This window comes from Lysinibacillus sp. (assembly GCF_032093475.1).
GTDB lineage: Bacteria > Bacillota > Bacilli > Bacillales_A > Planococcaceae > Lysinibacillus > Lysinibacillus irui.
In genome coordinates, this window is record NZ_DAMDAY010000071.1 from 1 (window position 1) to 18,795 (window position 18,795).

Sequence of the window (18,795 nt, forward strand, 5' to 3'; positions counted from 1 at the left end):
GCTAACTCCCTCCACTCTACAAAATGCTTTTCGCATCCCGTGGTAGCATTTGTACATGCTTTAAATAGACCGTCATATTCGCATCATCTTTATGAGGGTATGAGAAATGAAAGTGATGCGCAACGTCTTTTGCGATGCTTCGAAACAGTGTGCATGTAGCAAAAATGGCATTCCACATATGATCATAATCGGCATCTGCATAGGTTTTTTTATACAATGCCCAATAATTTTCTGGCAAATAATTTTTCAAATACTTCCCCATCTTACCTGTAGATAATTCAAAATGGTGCTGCTGACCAATCCACCAATTGAGCATTTGATGAAGAGCGTGCCTCGTTGTGTCCTCAAACATTTGCTTAGCATAGGGCAGCTCGTCCCGCCATATCCCCTTCGCAACATTTTGTAAGCACCACCAAAAATCATTCGTACAGCTGTCAAACTGCCCCTTAGTAGGTGGACTAATATGATAATCACAATCAGAGGTTGGAGAGATAGGTGGCAAAAGCTGATCCTTATCTAGTAAAGGAACTGTTAGCTTATCCTTTCCATACTCATCTAGCATTGCTTGAGTTGATAATAAGCGAAGGTCTATTCGATTGCCATCTGTAAATAGCATTAAATATGTATAGCTATAAGCAAAGTCTTTGTCGAAACCAAGTCCTTTATCCAGTAGATCAGGCTCCTGCACCATCAGTAAGTCGCCAAATAGATGAATCCACTTGTCATCCTCTAAAAAGGAGGCCGTCTCCGTGACAACATAGACCATATCAAAATCTTGAAACATATCTTTTGCAACATGTGGGTTTGCTCTTGAGCCATTTAAATAGACAGCTCGAATTCTTTCGTCGTATTGTGCCGTCATCAATAGTAAGTCAAACATCTCTTGCTCGGTTCTCATCAGACTCCCCCTACCTGAAAAACTTTATACTCAGTATAATACATTTCCCTCCATGAAGGAATTTATAGTAGCTTATTCCAACAACAGACAATCTATTTTCGCTAGTCTATGCACACATCTTCTTCATTATATAAATATTTTCTTTTTTCAGAATATCTGTCCCTTTATGTGCTTTAGTATGATAAAATGTGTACTACTATTCTGTTATCTCGCATAAACAGGTCATAGTAAGATCAACGGCCTGTAAAAGCCCGATTCGTGAACATAACCAATCGATTGGGAGATAAGACATCTCCTACGATTGACGTTTCACTTTATACAACAATAAGGAGTGTACTAGTTTTGAAAATCGTACCATCTAAAAAAATGTCATTATTTACACCAGCAATTTTCGGAGATTTGAAAAATTTTGCTAGAGAACAACAAGCAAAGGGCATGACGTTAATTGATTTAAGCTTAGGGAGTCCTGATCTTCCCCCACATGATAAAATACGTGAGCACCTTTCTTATCGAGCAGGTTTAGCAGAGTCTTACGGTTATACACTGACAGGTACACAACGTTTTTATGAAGCAGTAAGTCGCTACTATAAACGTCGTAGCAACGTTGACTTAGATCCAGCTACAGAAATCATTCAAACAATTGGCTCTCAAGAAGGCTTAGTTCATTTACCAGTTGCCTTTTGTGATCCAGGTGACATCGTTTTATCTACTAACCCTGCCTATGTTGCCTATGACGCAGGGATTCACTTAGCGGGCGCAACACCTTATTATATGCCTCAAACAGCTGATAACAATTATCTACCTGACTTAGACGCTGTACCTGAAGACATTGCTCAGAAGGCCAAGCTATTGATTTTAAACTTACCAGGAAATCCTGTACCCGCAATGCCCTCTTTAGCGTATTTTGAAAAAGTGGTTGCCTTTGCTAAAAAGTATAATATTATCGTTCTACATGATGCGGCGTATTCAGAGTTTTATTTTACAGGTGATGGTCCTACTAGCTTCCTTGCTACACCAGGTGCAAAAGAAGTCGGCATGGAAATTAATTCATTATCGAAGAGCTTTAGCCTTGCAGGGACACGTATTGCTTACATCGCTGGAAATGCAGAAATGATCGCCATTATCAAACAATTAAAATCCAATTTAGATTTTGGTATTTTTGAGCCGATTCAAGATGCAGCCGTTGTAGCGCTGGACAACGCAGAGGAAATCACGGAAAGCTTACGTGCCACTTTCTCTGAACGCCATAAGACATTAATGAATGGCTTACAAGCATTAGGTTGGGATGCGGCACCTTCAGATGGTGGGATGTTTGTATGGGCGAAATATCCGTACGATATCGACTGTACGGAGCTAGCCTTCCAATTAATTGAACAAGTTGGCGTTGTGACTGTTCCAGGGACCGTGTTTGGTACTGCTGGACAAGGCTATTTACGTTTAGCTTTAGTACAGCCTAAGGAACTTCTTCAAGAAGCTGTAGATCGCTTAGCACAAGTAAAATTACTGGCAAAAAGCTAGATATAGTGAAAATAAAAGACCCTTCTAACATCATGTTGGAAGGGTTTTATCATGAAAATCAAGGTTATTAAATCCACACGTCATTTTCAGCGGTTAGCGCCGATTGTTCCTCGCCAGTATTTACTACGCCAATCGGTTCTACAAGCAAAATTTTGCATTCGGAAGCTGCATACGGTTTATGTTCAACATTACGTGGGACCACAAACATTTCACCTTCATTTAACTGCACATGACCATCTCGAAACTCGATTATTAAACTCCCTTCAATGACGATAAATACCTCATCCGTATCCTCATGCTTATGCCAAACAAAATCCCCTTGTACTTTCGCTAGTTTAAATTGATAATCATTCATTTCCGCAATAACTTTTGGAGACCAATGCTCCTGAAATTTAGCCAATTTTTCTTTGAAATTGATCGGTATGTATGTCATTCCTTTTCCCCCATCCTTTGGTGAATCTAATAAAAGGATAGCATATCAATATCCCTTTCATCAAAAAACAGCTACTGCCATATGGCAATAGCTGTGTGCTGATTAGATATCATATTTTTGATGGACATCATCTTCGTAACGGTTATAGCGTTGTTTAAAGAGCTTAAATAGATGTGTGACTAACACTTTAAAGATCGCATAGCCGGGAATCCCTAAAATGACACCAGGAACACCAAATAACGAGCCTGCTGTTAATAATACAAAGATAATTGTAATCGGGTGGATACTTAATGATTTCCCCATAATTTGTGGCGAAATGAATTTCCCCTCGATTAACTGAACGATTGTCCAAACAATTGCTAGCTTAACTAGCATAAATGGCGAAGTAACAAGCGCGATAATAACGGCTGGCGTGATGGCAATGACAGGACCTAAATAAGGCACTACACTAGTAATCATGGCTAGGAAGCCGAGTAATAACGCATACTTCATTCCAATAATTAAAAAGCCAATCGTTACCATGGCCCCGATACACATGGATACTAAAATTTGTCCTTGTATGTAAGAACTAATTTGCTTATCCATGTCATGGAAAATTTCAGTGACTTCTTTACGCATACGTGGTGGGCACACTTTCAGCATAAATTTCGGTAATTTTTCGCCCTCTTTAAGTAGGTAAAATAAAATAAACGGTACTGTCACAAGGGATAGGACAATGCCTGTTAATGTTGATAGGAAGCCCGTAATACCAGTAGCAACACCTTGCGCTACATTGGCAGCTGTTTCCCTCACCGTTTTCACCATATCGGTTGTGAAATTTTTCACCACTTCATTGTAATCAAAATTAAGTGTCGCTAAATACTCATTAAAACGAGAATTATTTAGGAATCCAACAATATTTTGTGTGAATGTCATGAAGTATTCAGGGAATTCCTGTGCTAAATTGGTAAATTGATCGCGTAAAAACGGATAAACCAACACAACAAGAAGTGTTATCACACCAATTACCGCTATATAGAGTAGTAAAATACCCCAAATTCTTGGGATGCGCCATCTAACGAGTAACGCCAGTAATGGCCGCAATAAATAGTAGCCAATGACGGCTAGTACCCCTGGTAAAATCACTACTTCAAATAATACTTGTAGCGGGGTAAAGATAAAGGAAACTTGATTAAACATAAAAATAACACATGCAACTAATAATAAAATAACTAGTGTAAATAATAGGTTTCTACCACCTAAAAAACGTATAAACTTGGTTGCTAGCAGGTTTGAACGCTCTTTTGGTCTGTCTTTTTCCATATATCCACCCCAATCCAAATCTCTACCTTTATATTACAGGATAATGTTGGTTTTTGCGAAATATCACTCCAGTGAAATGCCAAGAAATTCACTTAAAAAGGCTTTATTTTGCTCTACATCGATGACAATAGAATCACCCGCATGGCTAAAGTTTTGGAATTGATAGCTTCCTTCAATAGGAATCGTAGCTTTTTCAATGTTTACTTTGCCCTTAGATAGCAATTTAAGCACTTGTTGCATTTCCTCAGCTGATGAATAGTCTGTTGTCACATACCCTTGAGCTGCTCCTACAAATTTTGGTAAATGTAAAACATTTTTAGGTGTTAATAGCTCATTTTTTAAAGCTTCAATGACTTTTTGCTGACGTGCGACACGACCGAAGTCACCTTCAGCATCATGGCGGAAACGAGCATAGCCTAGTAGCTCTTGTCCATTTAGGCGATGGACACCTTGCTTTAACTCTACCCCAATATTCTCAGACATATCCTTTTCTACTTCCATTTCCACACCATTCGGCGCCAAAATATCAACTAATGATTCAAAGTTCTTAAAATCAATTAATGCATAATGATGAATCGGCAAGCCAAACATATTCGTCAATGTATCCTTCAATAGTTGGACGCCATCTAAATAGTAAGCTGTATTCAACTTGTAGGATTGATAGCCTGGGATATCAGCATAAATATCCCGCATAAAGGATACGAGTTTTAAATCATTATTTGCTTTATTCCACGATAATACCATCATCGTATCTGTACGTGATTTTTCCTCACCTCGTGTATCGACACCTAAAATCAAGTAGTTCTCGATATCCCCTTTGATCGTATCACCAGAAAAGTCTTCCTGCGCTACATTCGTATCATTAGCCAGTTCAAGCCCACTACGATATTGCATAATAGAGTAACCTGCGATGACAATGATACAGAGTAGTATTAATGTAAAAAAAGCTCTCCCTTTACGTAGTCTCCGTTTTTTCGGACGTTGTGAGCGTCTCGTATAATCTTGCTCTTCCATAACAACTAACTCCTCTATTTTGATATAGTTAATGTAACGATTGATTAGCTAGAAAGTTTCATTTTGACAGTATCGATTCCATGTTTTTCTATCTACTCGTTATTTTACACCCATTTACCCAGTTTGGAGCAAAACAATGCTATAATAATTTCACAAAAGAAAGGATGATGCAATATGATAGAAAAAGCTACATTTGCTGGCGGATGTTTTTGGTGCATGGTGAAGCCATTCGTCGAGTGGGACGGTATACATAAAGTCACTTCTGGCTACATGGGCGGCCATTTAGAAAATCCAACCTATGAAGATGTCAAGAAAGGGACTTCAGGTCATTTGGAAGTAGTCGAAATTGAATTCGATCCTACTATTTTTAGTTATGAACAGCTTCTTGAGATTTATTGGATGCAAATTGACCCAACAGATGCTTTTGGCCAGTTCCATGATCGTGGAGAATCCTATACAACAGCCATCTTTACCTATACAGATGAGCAAAAGCAATTCGCTTTGGCTTCCAAAGAAAAGCTTGCCAACAGTGGGCGCTTTGATAAACCTATTGTAACCAAAATTCTCGATGCTGAACGCTTCTATCCAGCAGAAGATTATCACCAAGACTATTATAAAAAAGAGGCAGAACACTATCAGCAAGATCGTGCCATTTCTGGCCGAGATGAATTCATTACAAAACATTGGGAAAAATAAGCAATAATAAAAGGTGTCTCACATGTTGGAGACACCTTTTGTACGAAAACAGCTGTAAATTCTTATGATGAGGCTTCTACAAACGATTGCAGAGCCTCAAAAAAGCGCTTACCGTATTTGTCAAATTTCACCTCACCAATACCGCTTACCTGTCGTAAATCCTCCAGTACAGCTGGTCTTTTATCACATAGATCACGCAATGTTTTATCGGAGAATACAACAAATGGTGGTACCTTTTCTTCATCCGCAATCTCTTTTCGTAACACCCGTAAATGTTCAAATAATGGATCATTGTCCACAAGCTTCTTCACTGTGACAGCTTCCTTACGCATAACCTGACGATTGCCAAGTAGTACTTCCTTGCCCTCTGCTGATACATAAATGGTTGGGAATGTCCCATGCTTCACGGCCAATAAACCTTCTGCAATTAAAAACTCAATAAAGTTGGAGACATCCTTAGAGGAATACTGTCCTTTTAAAATGCCGTAGGTCGATAATCGAGCAAAACCAAATTCAGCGATTTTTTGATTTTTAGAGCCAATTAACACTTGGGCAACCATCGTCTTACCGAATTTTTGTCCCATACGCACGACACAAGCGAGCACCTTCTGCGCATCCTCGGTCACATCTGTCACAGCGCGTCCATCATTACAATTACTGCAGCGTCCACAAGGCTCTTCCTGTTCCTCACCAAAATACGATAAAATGGCATTTTGTAAACAACCCTCTGTATGGCAATAGTCGACCATTGTTTGGAGCTTTGCTAACTCCTGAGTGATACGTGCTTCATCCTGTGTTTGTTCAATTAAAAAACGCTGTGTTTGGACGTCGCCAGAGGCGTAAAGTAAGAGACAGGCACTTGGTAGACCATCTCGCCCAGCTCGACCCGCTTCTTGATAATAGCTCTCCATATTGCGAGGCATTTGATAATGCAAGACAAAGCGCACATTACTTTTATCAATCCCCATGCCAAAAGCATTGGTGGCTACCATAATACGTGCCTCATCCTTTAAAAATCGCTCCTGCTCTGCCATTCGCAAATCCTCTGATAAGCCCGCATGATATTTGGCAACTGCTTCCCCGGAGCGACTTAACATATCATAAATCGCATCTACTGCTTTTCGAGTAGCAGCGTAAATAATACCTACTTCCTGTTTATTTTTCATTAAGTAATTTTTAATATAACGTTCCTTATTTTCTCCAATTAACACCGTGAGAGCCAAATTATCACGAGCAAAGCCTGTGATAACCGTTGCCTGCTCGTCAATCGATAATAATTGACGAATATCCTCACAGACTGCTGGCGTTGCCGTGGCAGTCAACGCTAAAACAGTTGGTTTTTGCGGCCACAAAGTAAAGAGCTTTTGAATAGATCGATAGCTTGGTCGAAAATCATGACCCCATTGGGAAATACAATGAGCCTCATCTACAGCGATTAGGGGTACAGTTAATGAAGACAGGGCTTGAAGAAACGTAGTACTTTCTAGTCGCTCCGGTGCAATATATAGAAGTTTTAAATACCCAGCACTAGCTAGTTGCATCGTTTCATCTACTTCCTGTGCTGTCAATGTACTATTAATATAAGCAGCAGGAATGTTCGCCGCACGTAACGCCTCGACCTGATCTTGCATCAAGGAAATAAGCGGCGAAATAACAATGGTTAAGCCCTCTAGCATTAAGGCAGGAATTTGATAGCAAATGGACTTCCCTCCACCTGTTGGCATTACGCATAGGCTTGATTGCCCTTGTAATGTTTGTTCAATAATTTGGGCTTGTCCTTGACGAAAGGCGTCATAGCCAAAATGATGCTGTAGCATTTGTCTTGCTTGCTCCATGTACAATTCACTCCTCGGTTGTTAGACGAAGTAGCTTGTACTCGCCCTGGTCATTTTTTTCTAATTCATACAGCATGATGGAGTGGGCAAGCGCTTCCTGCCCAGCAGCATTCGTTAGTATATATTCCGTTTTGGCTCTCACAAGGAGATGGGATTCTTCCACTTGAATATCCTGTATGCTCGTATCAGAGAAATGGATCTTCGCCTGTTTGGAGGCATAATAGGCAACCATACTTGTAAGGGTTTCCTGTAAATCTTCTGATCCAACGATTGGTTCCATGACACTTGCATCCTGAATGGCCACTGCCCCCTTTAAATACTTATGGAACGTATCTAAAAATAGCTTAATTTCATCCGTATTATAGGCAAAGATATTTTCGCCATATTGGTCGATAGCTTGCTGTACTGCTTCCTTATCACCCTGTTCAATATAAGGATATAGGTTTTTAGATTGGGATAAACGAACACTAGGTGTCATGCCATCTTCAATCCACTCCTCCACAAAGGACTGGACTTCCTTTATTGGCAGTATGTATGGTTGGGACTCACCTTGTTGCTGACGATTAAAATAAAGTCCAACAATAGCCCCGTTGTTTGCCTCCATAACAGGGCTTCCTAAAGGTAGGGCTTCTTCTGCTTGAATATAATAAGCCGCTACTTTATCTTGGTATTTCTGAATGGTATAGGGCATGCCATTGACATAAACTGCTAGCTGATTAAGTTCCCCTTCATAGATTTTGGGCACTTGGACATTTGCTTGATACGAAACTTGTAAAAGGGCCATATTATGTGCTGTTGACATGAAATGAACATCTGCTGCCACTAACTTATTTTGACCGAACTGGATAAGAGCCGTTGGTTTGGATGCGACAAGTGCTCCACTCGTTAAAATGAACAGATGATCATCCTGTTGTTTAATTATAATGCCTGCCCCAACACCATGCTCTCCGATAACTTTTACTTCTGGAATAATTCTTTCTTCTTGCTCGACAATCGATCTCTCTTTGTGGACTTCTGCCTTTTTACTTTGAAACCAGCCTGCTCCTATTTGACTATCACAGCCTGTGATGAGTAAAGCTGTCGCTCCTAACACGAGCACTTTTTTATACATACTTTCACCAAAACTTTCTTTTCATCATTCTCTATTGTCTATCATAATCAAGGAATGGTGATGTTTCAAGTTTACATAATATTATTATTTAAAAATCAATATTAGAAAAATGCAGCAACTTGTCTCTATTTATTTCATTCTACCTATTATTTTTTATGAAACATAACATTTGTTGTGAGAATTGGAGGATAACTGAATCGGAAAATAATTTTCAAAAAAAAAAGAAATAGCCTGCTAATTTCATTGTAATTAGCAGGCTATTTTTATAACTTCTGTCTGCATTTTAAAACGAATGGAAAAGATGAAACACCTGTACAACGACTTTGTTTGGCTTCTAAGGTGTATTCTTGGGAGTATATTATCTATAAATGATGAATGAATGTCCAGTTACTATTTAATTTCAAATGACACCTGTATTTCACTGGTGTTATGGAATATTTGTAACTTTTCCAGATAATTCAAGTCTATGTAATAGAGGTGATTAAAATGAAATCAAAAAAATATTTCTACGGTTTAATTGTATTAGCATTATTTATGATTACAGGCTGTAATATTCAAGGGGGAACTACAACAGTGACGAATGATAGTATCGACGCCGAAGAAGTATTAACTTTGGATTCTAATGCTGATATCTTTCAATATAAGGGCGTAATTTATAAGGCTAATATTGATTGGGTAGAAAAATTATCTTTAACAAAAGATGTTCAAGTCAGTGAAATTAAAACAAAAAATGATACTGGTACGAATTTTAAAGATGAAATGTCAAATAAACTTCCTGTTGGTGCAAAGATTTTTTCTACAAAAGAAAGAGAAGATATTTTAATTATTGAATCTGAGGGAGAAATCAAAAAGTATCTTGCAATCGTTGAAGGGTAAACAAAACGTCTTGTTCAACAAACAGAGGCTTATTTTCCATTATAAATAGCCGATGTAATTTAAAAGGACTTAGTTCATTAAGTGAACTAAGTCCTTTTTTATGTCAAAATCAATGCTAATTACTATGTTAATTGTAGTGATAATTTCATTGTAAAATATGTCGCAATATCCAATGTTATTTTGAACTTTTTTACCACTGAACTGAACGGTTTACCGTTAACGCATATCCTCTTATTTTTTTAACAGTTCTGTCGTTGCTATAATGCCTACCATCAACACAAGAAAGATGACATATGTCCACATATGGTTGCCTGTTATGTCATAGCCAACCCCAATCATGATTGGGATTATGGCACTCAGCATAAAGCCACCTGATAGCACCATCGAGGACCAGCTATTGGCCTCTTGATCGTTTTGAGCCTCATCAAGTGGTAACAACAAGCCAATCGGAAATAGACCACTTAAGACTATGCCAATCAATAAAACAGCTAACCATAAAAGGGTCCCTGATGTGAGCCACAATAGTGTAAATCCAATGACGCCTACTAAGCCTAATGCTCGAATCCAAGCCATTCGATTTGGCCATTTTTCCATGAATACTGGCACAGCCATATTTCCAATCATTTGCACAATTGACATACATGTGAGCATGGTACTAGCTGCCTCTAGTGTCGAGCCTTTATCCTGCAGAAGAGGTGTGAGCCAAGACATGATGGAGAAAAACAGCGACGTTTGTAAACCAAAGTACAGTAAAATCACCCAGGCACGTCTAGATGTCCACGGATTCCGACTCTGTTCAGACGTTTCCAAGTTTTGCCCAAACTCTGGCTGCTCTGTTGGAATGGCCAATAACCAAAAGACAACTGCGACAATAGCTAGTAGGACCCATAGCCCAAGTGCAATGGTCCAACTATTAGCAAAAGCATGATAAAAAGCAACAGTTAACGCTGCACTTAAGGTAGCCCCTACCCCAATGCCAAATGAATAGATACCAATCACTGCCGTAAAACGCTGCGGAAATTTTTTCTTAATATACGCATTTAATATCGGACCAATTATAGCGATAGCCAAACCTGCCATAAAACTGGTGATCACTAGTAATTGATAGCTTTCTTTAAAAAAACGCAATCCATTCGCTACAACAAGGATAACGCCTAACAGTGTGATAGACGATTTCGTCCCAAGCTTTCGTTGAAGAGGTACAGCAAGTGGAGCAAATAATCCCATACAAAAAACGGGAATTGAAGTTAGTAAACTGATGCTCGTATTGGAGACATGCAAGGCTGATGCTAATACGTTAAATAGTGGTCCGATTGCTGTTACTGCTGGTCTCATATTGAGCGCAATTAAAAATATACTTACTACCACCAGTATGAGCGAAACGGTCCATTGTTTTTTCACCATTTGTTCAATATCCTCTCTACTGCGACTTTGACAAGACAATCTATGATCGTGCTACCTCACATATTTGCAGGTGACTCGATGCCCAATAAAGTGAGTGATTCTTTTAAGATGATTGCGACACAATAACATAGTGCTATACGTGATGTTTGTTGTGCATCATCGGCTAATATTTTATGTTGTGCATAATATTTATTCAATAAACGTGCAAGCTGTAACGCGAACTTTGCTATTAGCGACGGATCTGCCTGTTCAAAAGCTGTGACCACCACGTTAGGAAATTGTTCTAATAATAAAATAATCGGCCAAGCCTGCTCACCTAATGCTTCGAGAGTCACGTCATGTGATGGTACCTCGACTTTTTCTAAAATGGAACACAGACGTGCGTAGGTGTATTGCACATATGGCCCTGTTTCTCCTTCAAAATTCATCATTTGTTCGATTGAGAATTCAATATCATTTTGGCGATGATATTTTAAATCATTGAAAATGACCGCACCTACCCCTACTTGCTGTGCTACTTGTTCTTTATTTGGTAAATGAGGGTTCTTTTCTTCAATATTGTGCTTGGCCGTTGCAATAGCCTCTTTGAGCACATCAGCAAGCAACACCACTTTGCCTTTACGTGTAGACATTTTTTTACCATCCTTAAGCATCATCCCAAATGGTACGTGGTGTAGACGGTTTGCCCAAGCATAGCCCATTTTGTCGATGACTCGAAATAGTTGCTTAAAGTGTAGTGATTGCTCATTACCGACCACGTAGAAAATCTTTTCTGGCTGGTAGTGCTGTTGACGATAGAAGGCTGCAGCTAAGTCACGCGTTGCATAAAGCGTAGCTCCATCCGTTTTTGTAATTAAGCACGGTGGCATATTGTCTAACTCAACTACATATGCCCCGTCTGATTCTACTAAGAGTTCTTTATCTTTTAGCTCTGTCACAACGGCTGTCATTTTATCATTGTAAAAGGCCTCTCCCGTAAAGGCATCAAAATCAATGCCGAGTAGCTGATAGATTGTCTGAAACTCTACTAAGGAGACATCTCTGAACCACTGCCATAATGCGAGTGCCTCTTCATCGCCGTCTTCTAACGCTTTAAAGGCTGCACGTGCCTGTTCGTTTAGTGTTGGATCTTGCTCTGCTTTTTCATGAAACTTCACATAAATCTTTAATAACTCCTCAATCGGTGATGCTGTAATGGCCTGTTTGTCACCCCAATAATGATACGCCACGATGAGTTTACCAAATTGGGTGCCCCAGTCACCTAGATGATTGATACGAATCGCTTGATAGCCATTTTTCGTAGCAATATTAGCTAATGCATTGCCGATGACCGTTGAACGTAAATGTCCCATGGAGAAAGGCTTCGCAATATTGGGCGATGAAAAATCTAACACGACGCGTCCCATGGCAGTTTGATTGGTGCCATATAAGTGTTTCTCGTGCAGGATATTGCTTAACACATGCTGCGTCACTTGCTGTTGATTCAAAAAAATATTGACATAGCCACCCACAGCCTCCACACGCTGGATGTCATCACTTTTTAACTGATTCGCTATATCCGCGGCAATACTTTGCGGTGATCTCTTCCATGTTTTAGCTAACGTAAAGCACGGAAATGCCACATCCCCAAGCTCTAAAGTTCTTGGTTTTTCTAATAAATGTTCAATCTCATCCACCGATAACTGTTGATTAAAAACTTCTGCAATACTATTAGCAATTTGTTTATTCATTTTCCCATCCTCCTGTTCAAATAAAAAAGCCCCCGTCTCTATAAATTAGAGACGAGAGCATAGTAATCCCGTGGTACCACTCTAGTTGCCATTGTTATGACCACTTTCCGTTGTTAACGAGGTGACGCCCCGCTATTCTCTACTACTAGTTCGAGAATCTTCTCCAAAGTGCGCTTCATTCATGGTTTCTGTATTAGGCTCACACCATCCCTAACTCGCTTGCCAGCTGTCCCATCAACTACTCTCTTTTTCATCGAATTTTTTTATGATTTTGACATATATTACAGGACTTTCTAGTTGGCGTCAATATGATTTTCATTTTCCTTTTGAAAAAACGCTCCTCATCAGGAGGAACGTTCTTTTTCTACATAGTGAATGACATCGGCCATGATGGCGTACATCTCTTTTAATTTTAAATTCTTATTCTCTTTGACTTTCTTCGCCACTTTTTCCGTGACGATTCCTTTTTCAATCAACGTATCCCAGCTAGTAGCATCGGATTTGCCTAAAAGAACGTCAGCCAAATATTGTGCCATTTCATCTCTCATAATGGCTTCATCACCATTATTATAAACTTTATTAATGACAATTTCGAGCTGATCCTTCTTAGCTGTGGCACTCTCTCCACCAGCACGGAGCATACTCTCTTTTAGCATTTTAGCAAACTTAATTTTTGTTGCCTTACTATCGACTTTTAAATCATTTTCGTAGCCACCTACTACAAGACCGTAATTAATGAGTGTTTGAATGGCTTCATCATACCATTTTCCTTGATACGGATACTCAACAGAAAATGAATCAACATAAGCTCCCTGTTTTTCGAGCTGCTTTCTTAAAGAGGCAATAAGCTTTTTATCCTTGCTCATGTCTCTAAAGCTGATATTCTCTTTCAAAGCTAGTGCAGCCGCAGTACCAGCCGCTTCACCTGTTACCATTCCGGTAGGCACAATACGCGCACTACCAGCTGCCAGTGACGAATAACCGGCTGAGCGTCCAACCACTAGCAAGCCATCAATATCCTTCGGTACTAATGAACGGAAAGGAATGGCATACTGCTTTGGTGCAGCAATGACGTAGCCATAGTCATGAGGTGTCTGTGCTTGCACATCCACTGGGTATGAAGCAATTCCAATACTATCCCACTGATCACTATTTTTCCAAAGATCTGCCATTGGTAATTGATATTCGGCCCAAATATGTCTTGTTTCTCTCACATACAGCTCTTCTGGATAGCTGACAATTTCCGCTTTTTCAAATCCAGGGAAATTTTCCTGTAAATATTTGAGAATGTGTAACGTTTCTTTCTTACCTGCCGCAATGGCCGCTTGTTTGGAGTTGTCATTCAAGCCATCAATGCCAAAGATTTGTAAGGCATTAATAAAATATTCATCATCGACGCGCGCTAAATTTAACCCTCTTAATCTCGTGCCCTCTTGTATAGGCTTGTATTCATCATGTAGCTTTGTGAAGCCCCACATAACCGTATGATTTAAGTTGGCTCCGCCAAATACGTCAGACTTCGCTGCTTTTTTCACTTCATCCCAATCTACATTTTTTAAATGCAGCATTAAAGTCACAGCCATGCGTTTATCCTTTATGCCAATATCCTCTCCACCTACAAAGAAAGGAACATTCGACATTGCAGCAAAATCAGCATCCTGTGTGGCATCTATAAAAGATTTCCCCGTCACAACATATGTACCGTACGCATTTTTTAATTCGACTGAGGTTACTTGCTGTTGATTCACATTCGCTTTCAATACCTCGGTTTGCACTGATAAGGTTAAATTTGGCTCTTCATCAATTAGTTTTTTAAAGGCTGCCTTCGCACCGACAATGCCAAAAGCGTCATTCCCTTTGACAAGCTCATGCCACTCTTTGAAAATACCTTTACTGATCGAGTTATTGTGGCCATCACGAGGGATATCGAGGAAATTCAGCATTCCGTATGTAAATAAACCACCAAGCTCTTGTCGTTTTTCTACCAATAATGTTTTCGCACCATTGCGAGCCGCAGCTACTGCAGCTGCTACCCCCTCAGGTTCTCCACCAATAACGATCACATCATAGTCTGCCTCTATATTGTTTATTGGTTCTGGCTTTTTATACTCATCCACTAATTTATTGTATGCCATAGAGTTTGTTATTTCTTTAATAAAATAGTAGCTTCCAAACCCTAGTAAAACTACTATTACACAAGTGGCTGTCCATAATAAGCCCTTACCCATAAAGTACCTCCAATAGTTAATTTTTCCATAAACATGTTTATTTTATCATCATTTCCACCTCTTGAAAGAGCTGAATGTCCTAATTTCTACATTTGCCTACAAATGTAAGCCTCTTAACCGTACATTAAAACACACCTAATCTACGGAACTTTTCTATGTGAATTGATTTACTAATATCAATGAATACAATGATTAATGAGGATTGGATGCTTTTTGTCAACCAATTGGACAATTGTAGTAATCGCATAAAAATAGTATGAATGATCGAAGGGAACGATCAGCTGGCATTCCAAACGGGGTTATGTACATACACATGTGGTGATTAGAAACCTAAGTTCACCTGATAACAGTCAGCATTATTTTAGTCGATATCTTTGTGAAGAAGCAACCAAAATCCCCATGGTAAATGACGTCATTTCTCTATTCTTTTTCAAGAATAGTTAATCGTACAACAATATAGACGTCTCAACTTTGCAGAAAGTTACATCAAGAAAAACTTTTTAATTGTATCTTTATTCAATTTATGTTTAACAAAATAGGTTGAAAGAACGCAAAACCTTGATTTAATAATGTTTATAGACTATGGAACATATTTCATGATATACTAGAGCCATTGTGAAAAAAGGAGGAACTTGCATGATTCAAGTTAGTAATGTAGGTCTTCGCTATGGCGATCGTAAACTATTTGAAGACGTAAATATAAAATTCACACCAGGAAATTGCTACGGTTTAATTGGAGCAAACGGTGCTGGTAAATCAACATTCTTAAAAATTCTTTCTGGTGAAATTGAAGCACAGGAAGGTCACGTATCAATGGGCAAGGACGAACGTTTATCCGTCCTAAAGCAAAACCACTTTGAATACGATGAGCATACAGTACTTGATACTGTTATTATGGGGAATAAGCGCCTTTATGATGTAAAAACAGAAAAAGACGCGATCTATGCTAAGGAAGACTTCTCAGATGAAGATGGCATGCGTGCAGCAGAGCTAGAAGGTGAATTTGCAGAGCTAAACGGTTGGGAAGCTGACTCAGAAGCAGCTACATTATTAAACGGTTTAGGTATTTCAGATGACCTTCACTACATGCTGATGGGTGACCTTGAAGGCTCTGACAAAGTCAAAGTATTACTTGCACAGGCATTATTCGGTCAGCCTGATGTTCTTTTACTCGATGAGCCTACCAACCACCTTGACTTAAAGGCTATTCAATGGTTAGAAGAATTCCTAATTAACTTTGAGAACACAGTTATTGTTGTATCCCATGACCGTCACTTCTTAAACAAAGTATGTACACATATTGCGGACTTGGACTTCTCTAAAATCCAATTATATGTGGGTAACTATGATTTCTGGTATGAATCTTCTCAATTAGCACAAAAAATGGCACAAGACCAAAATGCTAAAAAAGAAGAAAAAATTAAAGAATTACAGGCGTTTATCGCACGATTCTCTGCGAATGCTTCTAAATCGAAGCAAGCGACATCTCGTAAAAAAATGCTGGATAAAATCGAGCTAGATGATATTAAGCCATCAAGCCGTAAATATCCATTCATCAACTTCCAAATTGGCCGTGAAATCGGTAATGATGTTTTAACAGTCGATGGCCTTACAGCTACTCAAGATGGCGAAACGTTATTTAAAGATATTCGTTTTTCTATGAACAAAGAAGATAAAATCGTTTTACTTGGTAGCCCTATGGCAAAAACAGCCCTTCTTGATATTTTAATGGAAGAAAGAGAAGCGGATGCTGGTACATTTAAATGGGGTGTCACAACATCTCAAAGCTACTTCGAAAACGATCATGATAAGTACTTCGAGGGTTCTGAGAAATCATTAGTTGAATGGCTACGTCAATACTCACCTGATGATGAAACAGAAAGCTTCCTACGTGGTTTCTTAGGACGCATGCTATTCTCAGGCGAGGAAGTAAAAAAATCCCCTTCTGTTTTATCAGGGGGAGAAAAAGTACGTTGTATGCTATCAAAAATGATGCTTGCGACAGCAAACGTTATTTTACTAGATGAACCAACGAACCACCTTGACCTTGAATCAATTCAAGCTTTAAATGAAGGCTTAATTCGTTTCAAAGGCGCTATGATTTTCACATCTCATGACCATCAGTTCATCCAAACAATTGCGAACCGTGTCATCGAAATCCGTGAAGACGGCTCTATTTTAGATAAGCAATTAACATATGATGAATTTTTAGAATGGAAAGATAGTCAAGGCTTAAGCTAATTTCTATAAAAAATCCTCTACCGATCATTAGGTAGAGGATTTTATTATTTATTTGAAATACCATTGCATCGCATTCTGATAGAGAATTTTAGCAACAGCCTGTTCATCAAAAAGCTGTTGAATCAATTCTATGTCTGCATTATTAAAAGGACGTTTTGCTCTTGTGGATGGCAGATCTGTCCCAAACATAAGCGCATCTGGATTGACGTTATAAATAGTTTGTAAAGCTTTTTTGACATCGAGTTCCACACGTCCAAAACCAGTCGCTTTCACCCGTACGCCCTTATCCACTAGCTTGACTAAATGAGGAAGCCCTTCCTCCGATAGCCCTAAATGGTCGATAGATATAGCGGGTAATGCTTCAATGGTTGAAGCAATATCCGGTAACGATTTAGCATCGATATACAATTCACTATGCCAGCCTACCAAATCATACACTCTTCTAGCAAAGCGATCTAGCTTAGATACATCCTCTGAGCCACCTCGTTTAATATTAAAGCGTAATGCTCTTACCCCATTGTTATGTAAATCTACTATTTCTTCATCCGTCACAGTATATGGTAATTGCGTCACACCACAGAATGAGGGACCTAGCTGTGTCAATGCTTTAACTAGATAGGCTTGGTCAAAACCTTGGAAAGATCCTGAAACAATGGCTCCTCCCCCTATATGTAAATGACTAGTTGCCTTTAGATAATCATTTACTATGTAGCTCGGTGGTGTGTATCCTTGATTTTCATTAATCGGAAAGTTTAAATCGATAATATGAAAATGTGCATCAAAAATTTTCATCTTTCAACCCCCTTTCCCTCAATTTAACACATAACAGTCATAAGAAGAATATTGTTTTTCTGCTAATACATCATAAGAAAAACTTATATAATTACAAACTTCTTACTAAATTAATTTGTAGAAAACTTGTTACTTCCTCCGTATGGGTTAAAGGTAAATAGTGATGACCATTACGAACGATTTGAACATTTGCTTGGCCAATGGACGATAAAATTCTGTTCGTTCCCCTAATGCTGGTATGGCAAGAATAGTAATATTACTTTGTTGGTCTCCATATAGTTCGTACTTCATATAAAACCCCTTTCTCTGAAACCGTTCATCCATAATTATACATTAAAATAGAAAGGATGGTATGAACATCCAATTCCATACCATCCTTGTCATCCTCTTTCTATTATTTTATTCCTCAAACTTTTTAAAGGCTAGTACTGCATTATGACCACCAAAGCCAAAGCCATTGGTTAAAGCAATGTTGACCGTTTGATGAAGCGCCTCGTTTGGCACATAATTTAAATCACACTCGGGATCTGGCGTGTCATAATTGATTGTAGGTGGAATGATATTCTCCATGATACTTTTTAAGGTAATGATCGCCTCGATACCGCCGGCTGCTCCAAAAAGATGTCCAGTCATCGATTTTGTGGAGCTTACTTTTAATTGATAGGCATCGTTGCCAAAGACACTTTTAATCGCCTTTGTTTCGGATTTATCACCCTC

General features: G+C 38.9%; 15 protein-coding genes, 1 pseudogene and 1 other annotated feature. Of the genes and pseudogenes, 4 read left to right on the forward strand and 12 right to left on the reverse strand.

Going from position 1 to position 18,795, the window contains the following annotated elements:
* Nucleotides 1-16: 16 nt before the first annotated feature.
* Entirely contained in the window at nt 17-898 is an 882-nt protein-coding gene (locus tag RT445_RS14785; protein WP_274797190.1) for an aminoglycoside 6-adenylyltransferase, read from the reverse strand.
* Nucleotides 899-1,240: 342 nt separating this feature from the next.
* On the opposite strand from RT445_RS14785, the gene RT445_RS14790 reads away from it, so the two are divergent.
* Nucleotides 1,241-2,416: an aminotransferase class I/II-fold pyridoxal phosphate-dependent enzyme gene (locus RT445_RS14790; RefSeq protein ID WP_274797189.1), complete on the forward strand. Its 1,176-nt coding sequence runs from the start codon at nt 1,241-1,243 to the stop codon at nt 2,414-2,416.
* Between the two features lie 67 nt (nt 2,417-2,483).
* On the opposite strand, the gene RT445_RS14795 is transcribed toward RT445_RS14790, so the two are convergent.
* The 3 genes from RT445_RS14795 to RT445_RS14805 form a co-directional block, all read right to left on the reverse strand.
* Entirely contained in the window at nt 2,484-2,849 is a 366-nt protein-coding gene (locus RT445_RS14795; RefSeq protein ID WP_274797187.1) for a cupin domain-containing protein, read from the reverse strand.
* A 102-nt stretch (nt 2,850-2,951) separates the two neighbouring features.
* On the reverse strand, nt 2,952-4,151 hold the full coding sequence (locus RT445_RS14800) for an AI-2E family transporter (protein WP_274797186.1): 1,200 nt from the start codon (nt 4,149-4,151) through the stop codon (nt 2,952-2,954).
* 63 nt (nt 4,152-4,214) lie between these two features.
* Nucleotides 4,215-5,165 carry an LCP family protein gene (locus RT445_RS14805; RefSeq protein WP_274797184.1) on the reverse strand — a complete coding sequence of 317 codons (951 nt, stop codon included), beginning with the start codon at nt 5,163-5,165 and terminating at the stop codon, nt 4,215-4,217.
* A 174-nt stretch (nt 5,166-5,339) separates the two neighbouring features.
* On the opposite strand from RT445_RS14805, the gene msrA reads away from it, so the two are divergent.
* Nucleotides 5,340-5,861: a peptide-methionine (S)-S-oxide reductase MsrA gene (msrA, locus tag RT445_RS14810; RefSeq protein ID WP_274797182.1), complete on the forward strand. Its 522-nt coding sequence runs from the start codon at nt 5,340-5,342 to the stop codon at nt 5,859-5,861.
* Nucleotides 5,862-5,923: 62 nt separating this feature from the next.
* Here msrA and recQ read toward each other — a convergent pair whose 3' ends face one another.
* Nucleotides 5,924-7,696, reverse strand: a complete 1,773-nt coding sequence (gene recQ, locus RT445_RS14815) for a DNA helicase RecQ (RefSeq protein WP_274797181.1) — start codon at nt 7,694-7,696, stop codon at nt 5,924-5,926.
* A 7-nt stretch (nt 7,697-7,703) separates the two neighbouring features.
* Nucleotides 7,704-8,807 carry a TcaA NTF2-like domain-containing protein gene (locus RT445_RS14820; protein WP_274797180.1) on the reverse strand — a complete coding sequence of 368 codons (1,104 nt, stop codon included), beginning with the start codon at nt 8,805-8,807 and terminating at the stop codon, nt 7,704-7,706.
* Between the two features lie 486 nt (nt 8,808-9,293).
* Between RT445_RS14820 and RT445_RS14825 the strand changes: the two genes are divergently transcribed.
* A complete protein-coding gene (locus RT445_RS14825) occupies nt 9,294-9,683 on the forward strand; it encodes a hypothetical protein (protein WP_274797179.1) in 390 nt (129 codons plus the stop codon).
* A 231-nt stretch (nt 9,684-9,914) separates the two neighbouring features.
* Here the strand turns inward: RT445_RS14825 and RT445_RS14830 are convergent, their stop codons facing one another.
* The 3 genes from RT445_RS14830 to RT445_RS14840 all read right to left on the reverse strand — a co-directional run bounded on the left by RT445_RS14830 (nt 9,915) and on the right by RT445_RS14840 (nt 15,045).
* On the reverse strand, nt 9,915-11,087 hold the full coding sequence (locus RT445_RS14830) for an MFS transporter (protein ID WP_274797178.1): 1,173 nt from the start codon (nt 11,085-11,087) through the stop codon (nt 9,915-9,917).
* 56 nt (nt 11,088-11,143) lie between these two features.
* Nucleotides 11,144-12,817 (reverse strand): arginine--tRNA ligase, encoded by a 1,674-nt coding sequence (gene argS / locus RT445_RS14835; protein WP_274797177.1) that lies wholly within the window; start codon nt 12,815-12,817, stop codon nt 11,144-11,146.
* A 44-nt stretch (nt 12,818-12,861) separates the two neighbouring features.
* Nucleotides 12,862-13,080, reverse strand: a binding site (T-box leader).
* Nucleotides 13,081-13,161: 81 nt separating this feature from the next.
* Nucleotides 13,162-15,045, reverse strand: a complete 1,884-nt coding sequence (locus RT445_RS14840; RefSeq protein ID WP_274797176.1) for an FAD-dependent oxidoreductase — start codon at nt 15,043-15,045, stop codon at nt 13,162-13,164.
* Between the two features lie 636 nt (nt 15,046-15,681).
* On the opposite strand from RT445_RS14840, the gene RT445_RS14845 reads away from it, so the two are divergent.
* Complete coding sequence (locus RT445_RS14845; protein WP_274797175.1) at nt 15,682-17,286, forward strand: ABC-F family ATP-binding cassette domain-containing protein; 1,605 nt, start codon at nt 15,682-15,684, stop codon at nt 17,284-17,286.
* A 48-nt stretch (nt 17,287-17,334) separates the two neighbouring features.
* Here RT445_RS14845 and RT445_RS14850 read toward each other — a convergent pair whose 3' ends face one another.
* The 3 genes and pseudogenes from RT445_RS14850 to RT445_RS14860 form a co-directional block, all read right to left on the reverse strand.
* Nucleotides 17,335-18,078 (reverse strand): amidohydrolase family protein, encoded by a 744-nt coding sequence (locus tag RT445_RS14850; RefSeq protein ID WP_274797174.1) that lies wholly within the window; start codon nt 18,076-18,078, stop codon nt 17,335-17,337.
* 147 nt (nt 18,079-18,225) lie between these two features.
* Complete coding sequence (locus RT445_RS14855; RefSeq protein WP_274797173.1) at nt 18,226-18,369, reverse strand: hypothetical protein; 144 nt, start codon at nt 18,367-18,369, stop codon at nt 18,226-18,228.
* 108 nt (nt 18,370-18,477) lie between these two features.
* Nucleotides 18,478-18,795: pseudogene (locus RT445_RS14860) on the reverse strand (beta-ketoacyl-[acyl-carrier-protein] synthase II); the annotation flags it as partial.

Coding starts and splice junctions, on each gene's coding strand:
- recQ (WP_274797181.1), bottom strand. CDS start 7,696: ATGGAGCAAGCAAGACAAATGCTACAGCATCATTTTGGCTATGACGCC.
- RT445_RS14825 (WP_274797179.1), top strand. CDS start 9,294: ATGAAATCAAAAAAATATTTCTACGGTTTAATTGTATTAGCATTATTT.
- RT445_RS14800 (WP_274797186.1), bottom strand. CDS start 4,151: ATGGAAAAAGACAGACCAAAAGAGCGTTCAAACCTGCTAGCAACCAAG.
- RT445_RS14830 (WP_274797178.1), bottom strand. CDS start 11,087: ATGGTGAAAAAACAATGGACCGTTTCGCTCATACTGGTGGTAGTAAGT.
- RT445_RS14840 (WP_274797176.1), bottom strand. CDS start 15,045: ATGGGTAAGGGCTTATTATGGACAGCCACTTGTGTAATAGTAGTTTTA.
- RT445_RS14820 (WP_274797180.1), bottom strand. CDS start 8,807: ATGTATAAAAAAGTGCTCGTGTTAGGAGCGACAGCTTTACTCATCACA.
- RT445_RS14855 (WP_274797173.1), bottom strand. CDS start 18,369: ATGAAGTACGAACTATATGGAGACCAACAAAGTAATATTACTATTCTT.
- RT445_RS14805 (WP_274797184.1), bottom strand. CDS start 5,165: ATGGAAGAGCAAGATTATACGAGACGCTCACAACGTCCGAAAAAACGG.
- RT445_RS14785 (WP_274797190.1), bottom strand. CDS start 898: ATGAGAACCGAGCAAGAGATGTTTGACTTACTATTGATGACGGCACAA.
- msrA (WP_274797182.1), top strand. CDS start 5,340: ATGATAGAAAAAGCTACATTTGCTGGCGGATGTTTTTGGTGCATGGTG.
- argS (WP_274797177.1), bottom strand. CDS start 12,817: ATGAATAAACAAATTGCTAATAGTATTGCAGAAGTTTTTAATCAACAG.
- RT445_RS14795 (WP_274797187.1), bottom strand. CDS start 2,849: ATGACATACATACCGATCAATTTCAAAGAAAAATTGGCTAAATTTCAG.
- RT445_RS14845 (WP_274797175.1), top strand. CDS start 15,682: ATGATTCAAGTTAGTAATGTAGGTCTTCGCTATGGCGATCGTAAACTA.
- RT445_RS14850 (WP_274797174.1), bottom strand. CDS start 18,078: ATGAAAATTTTTGATGCACATTTTCATATTATCGATTTAAACTTTCCG.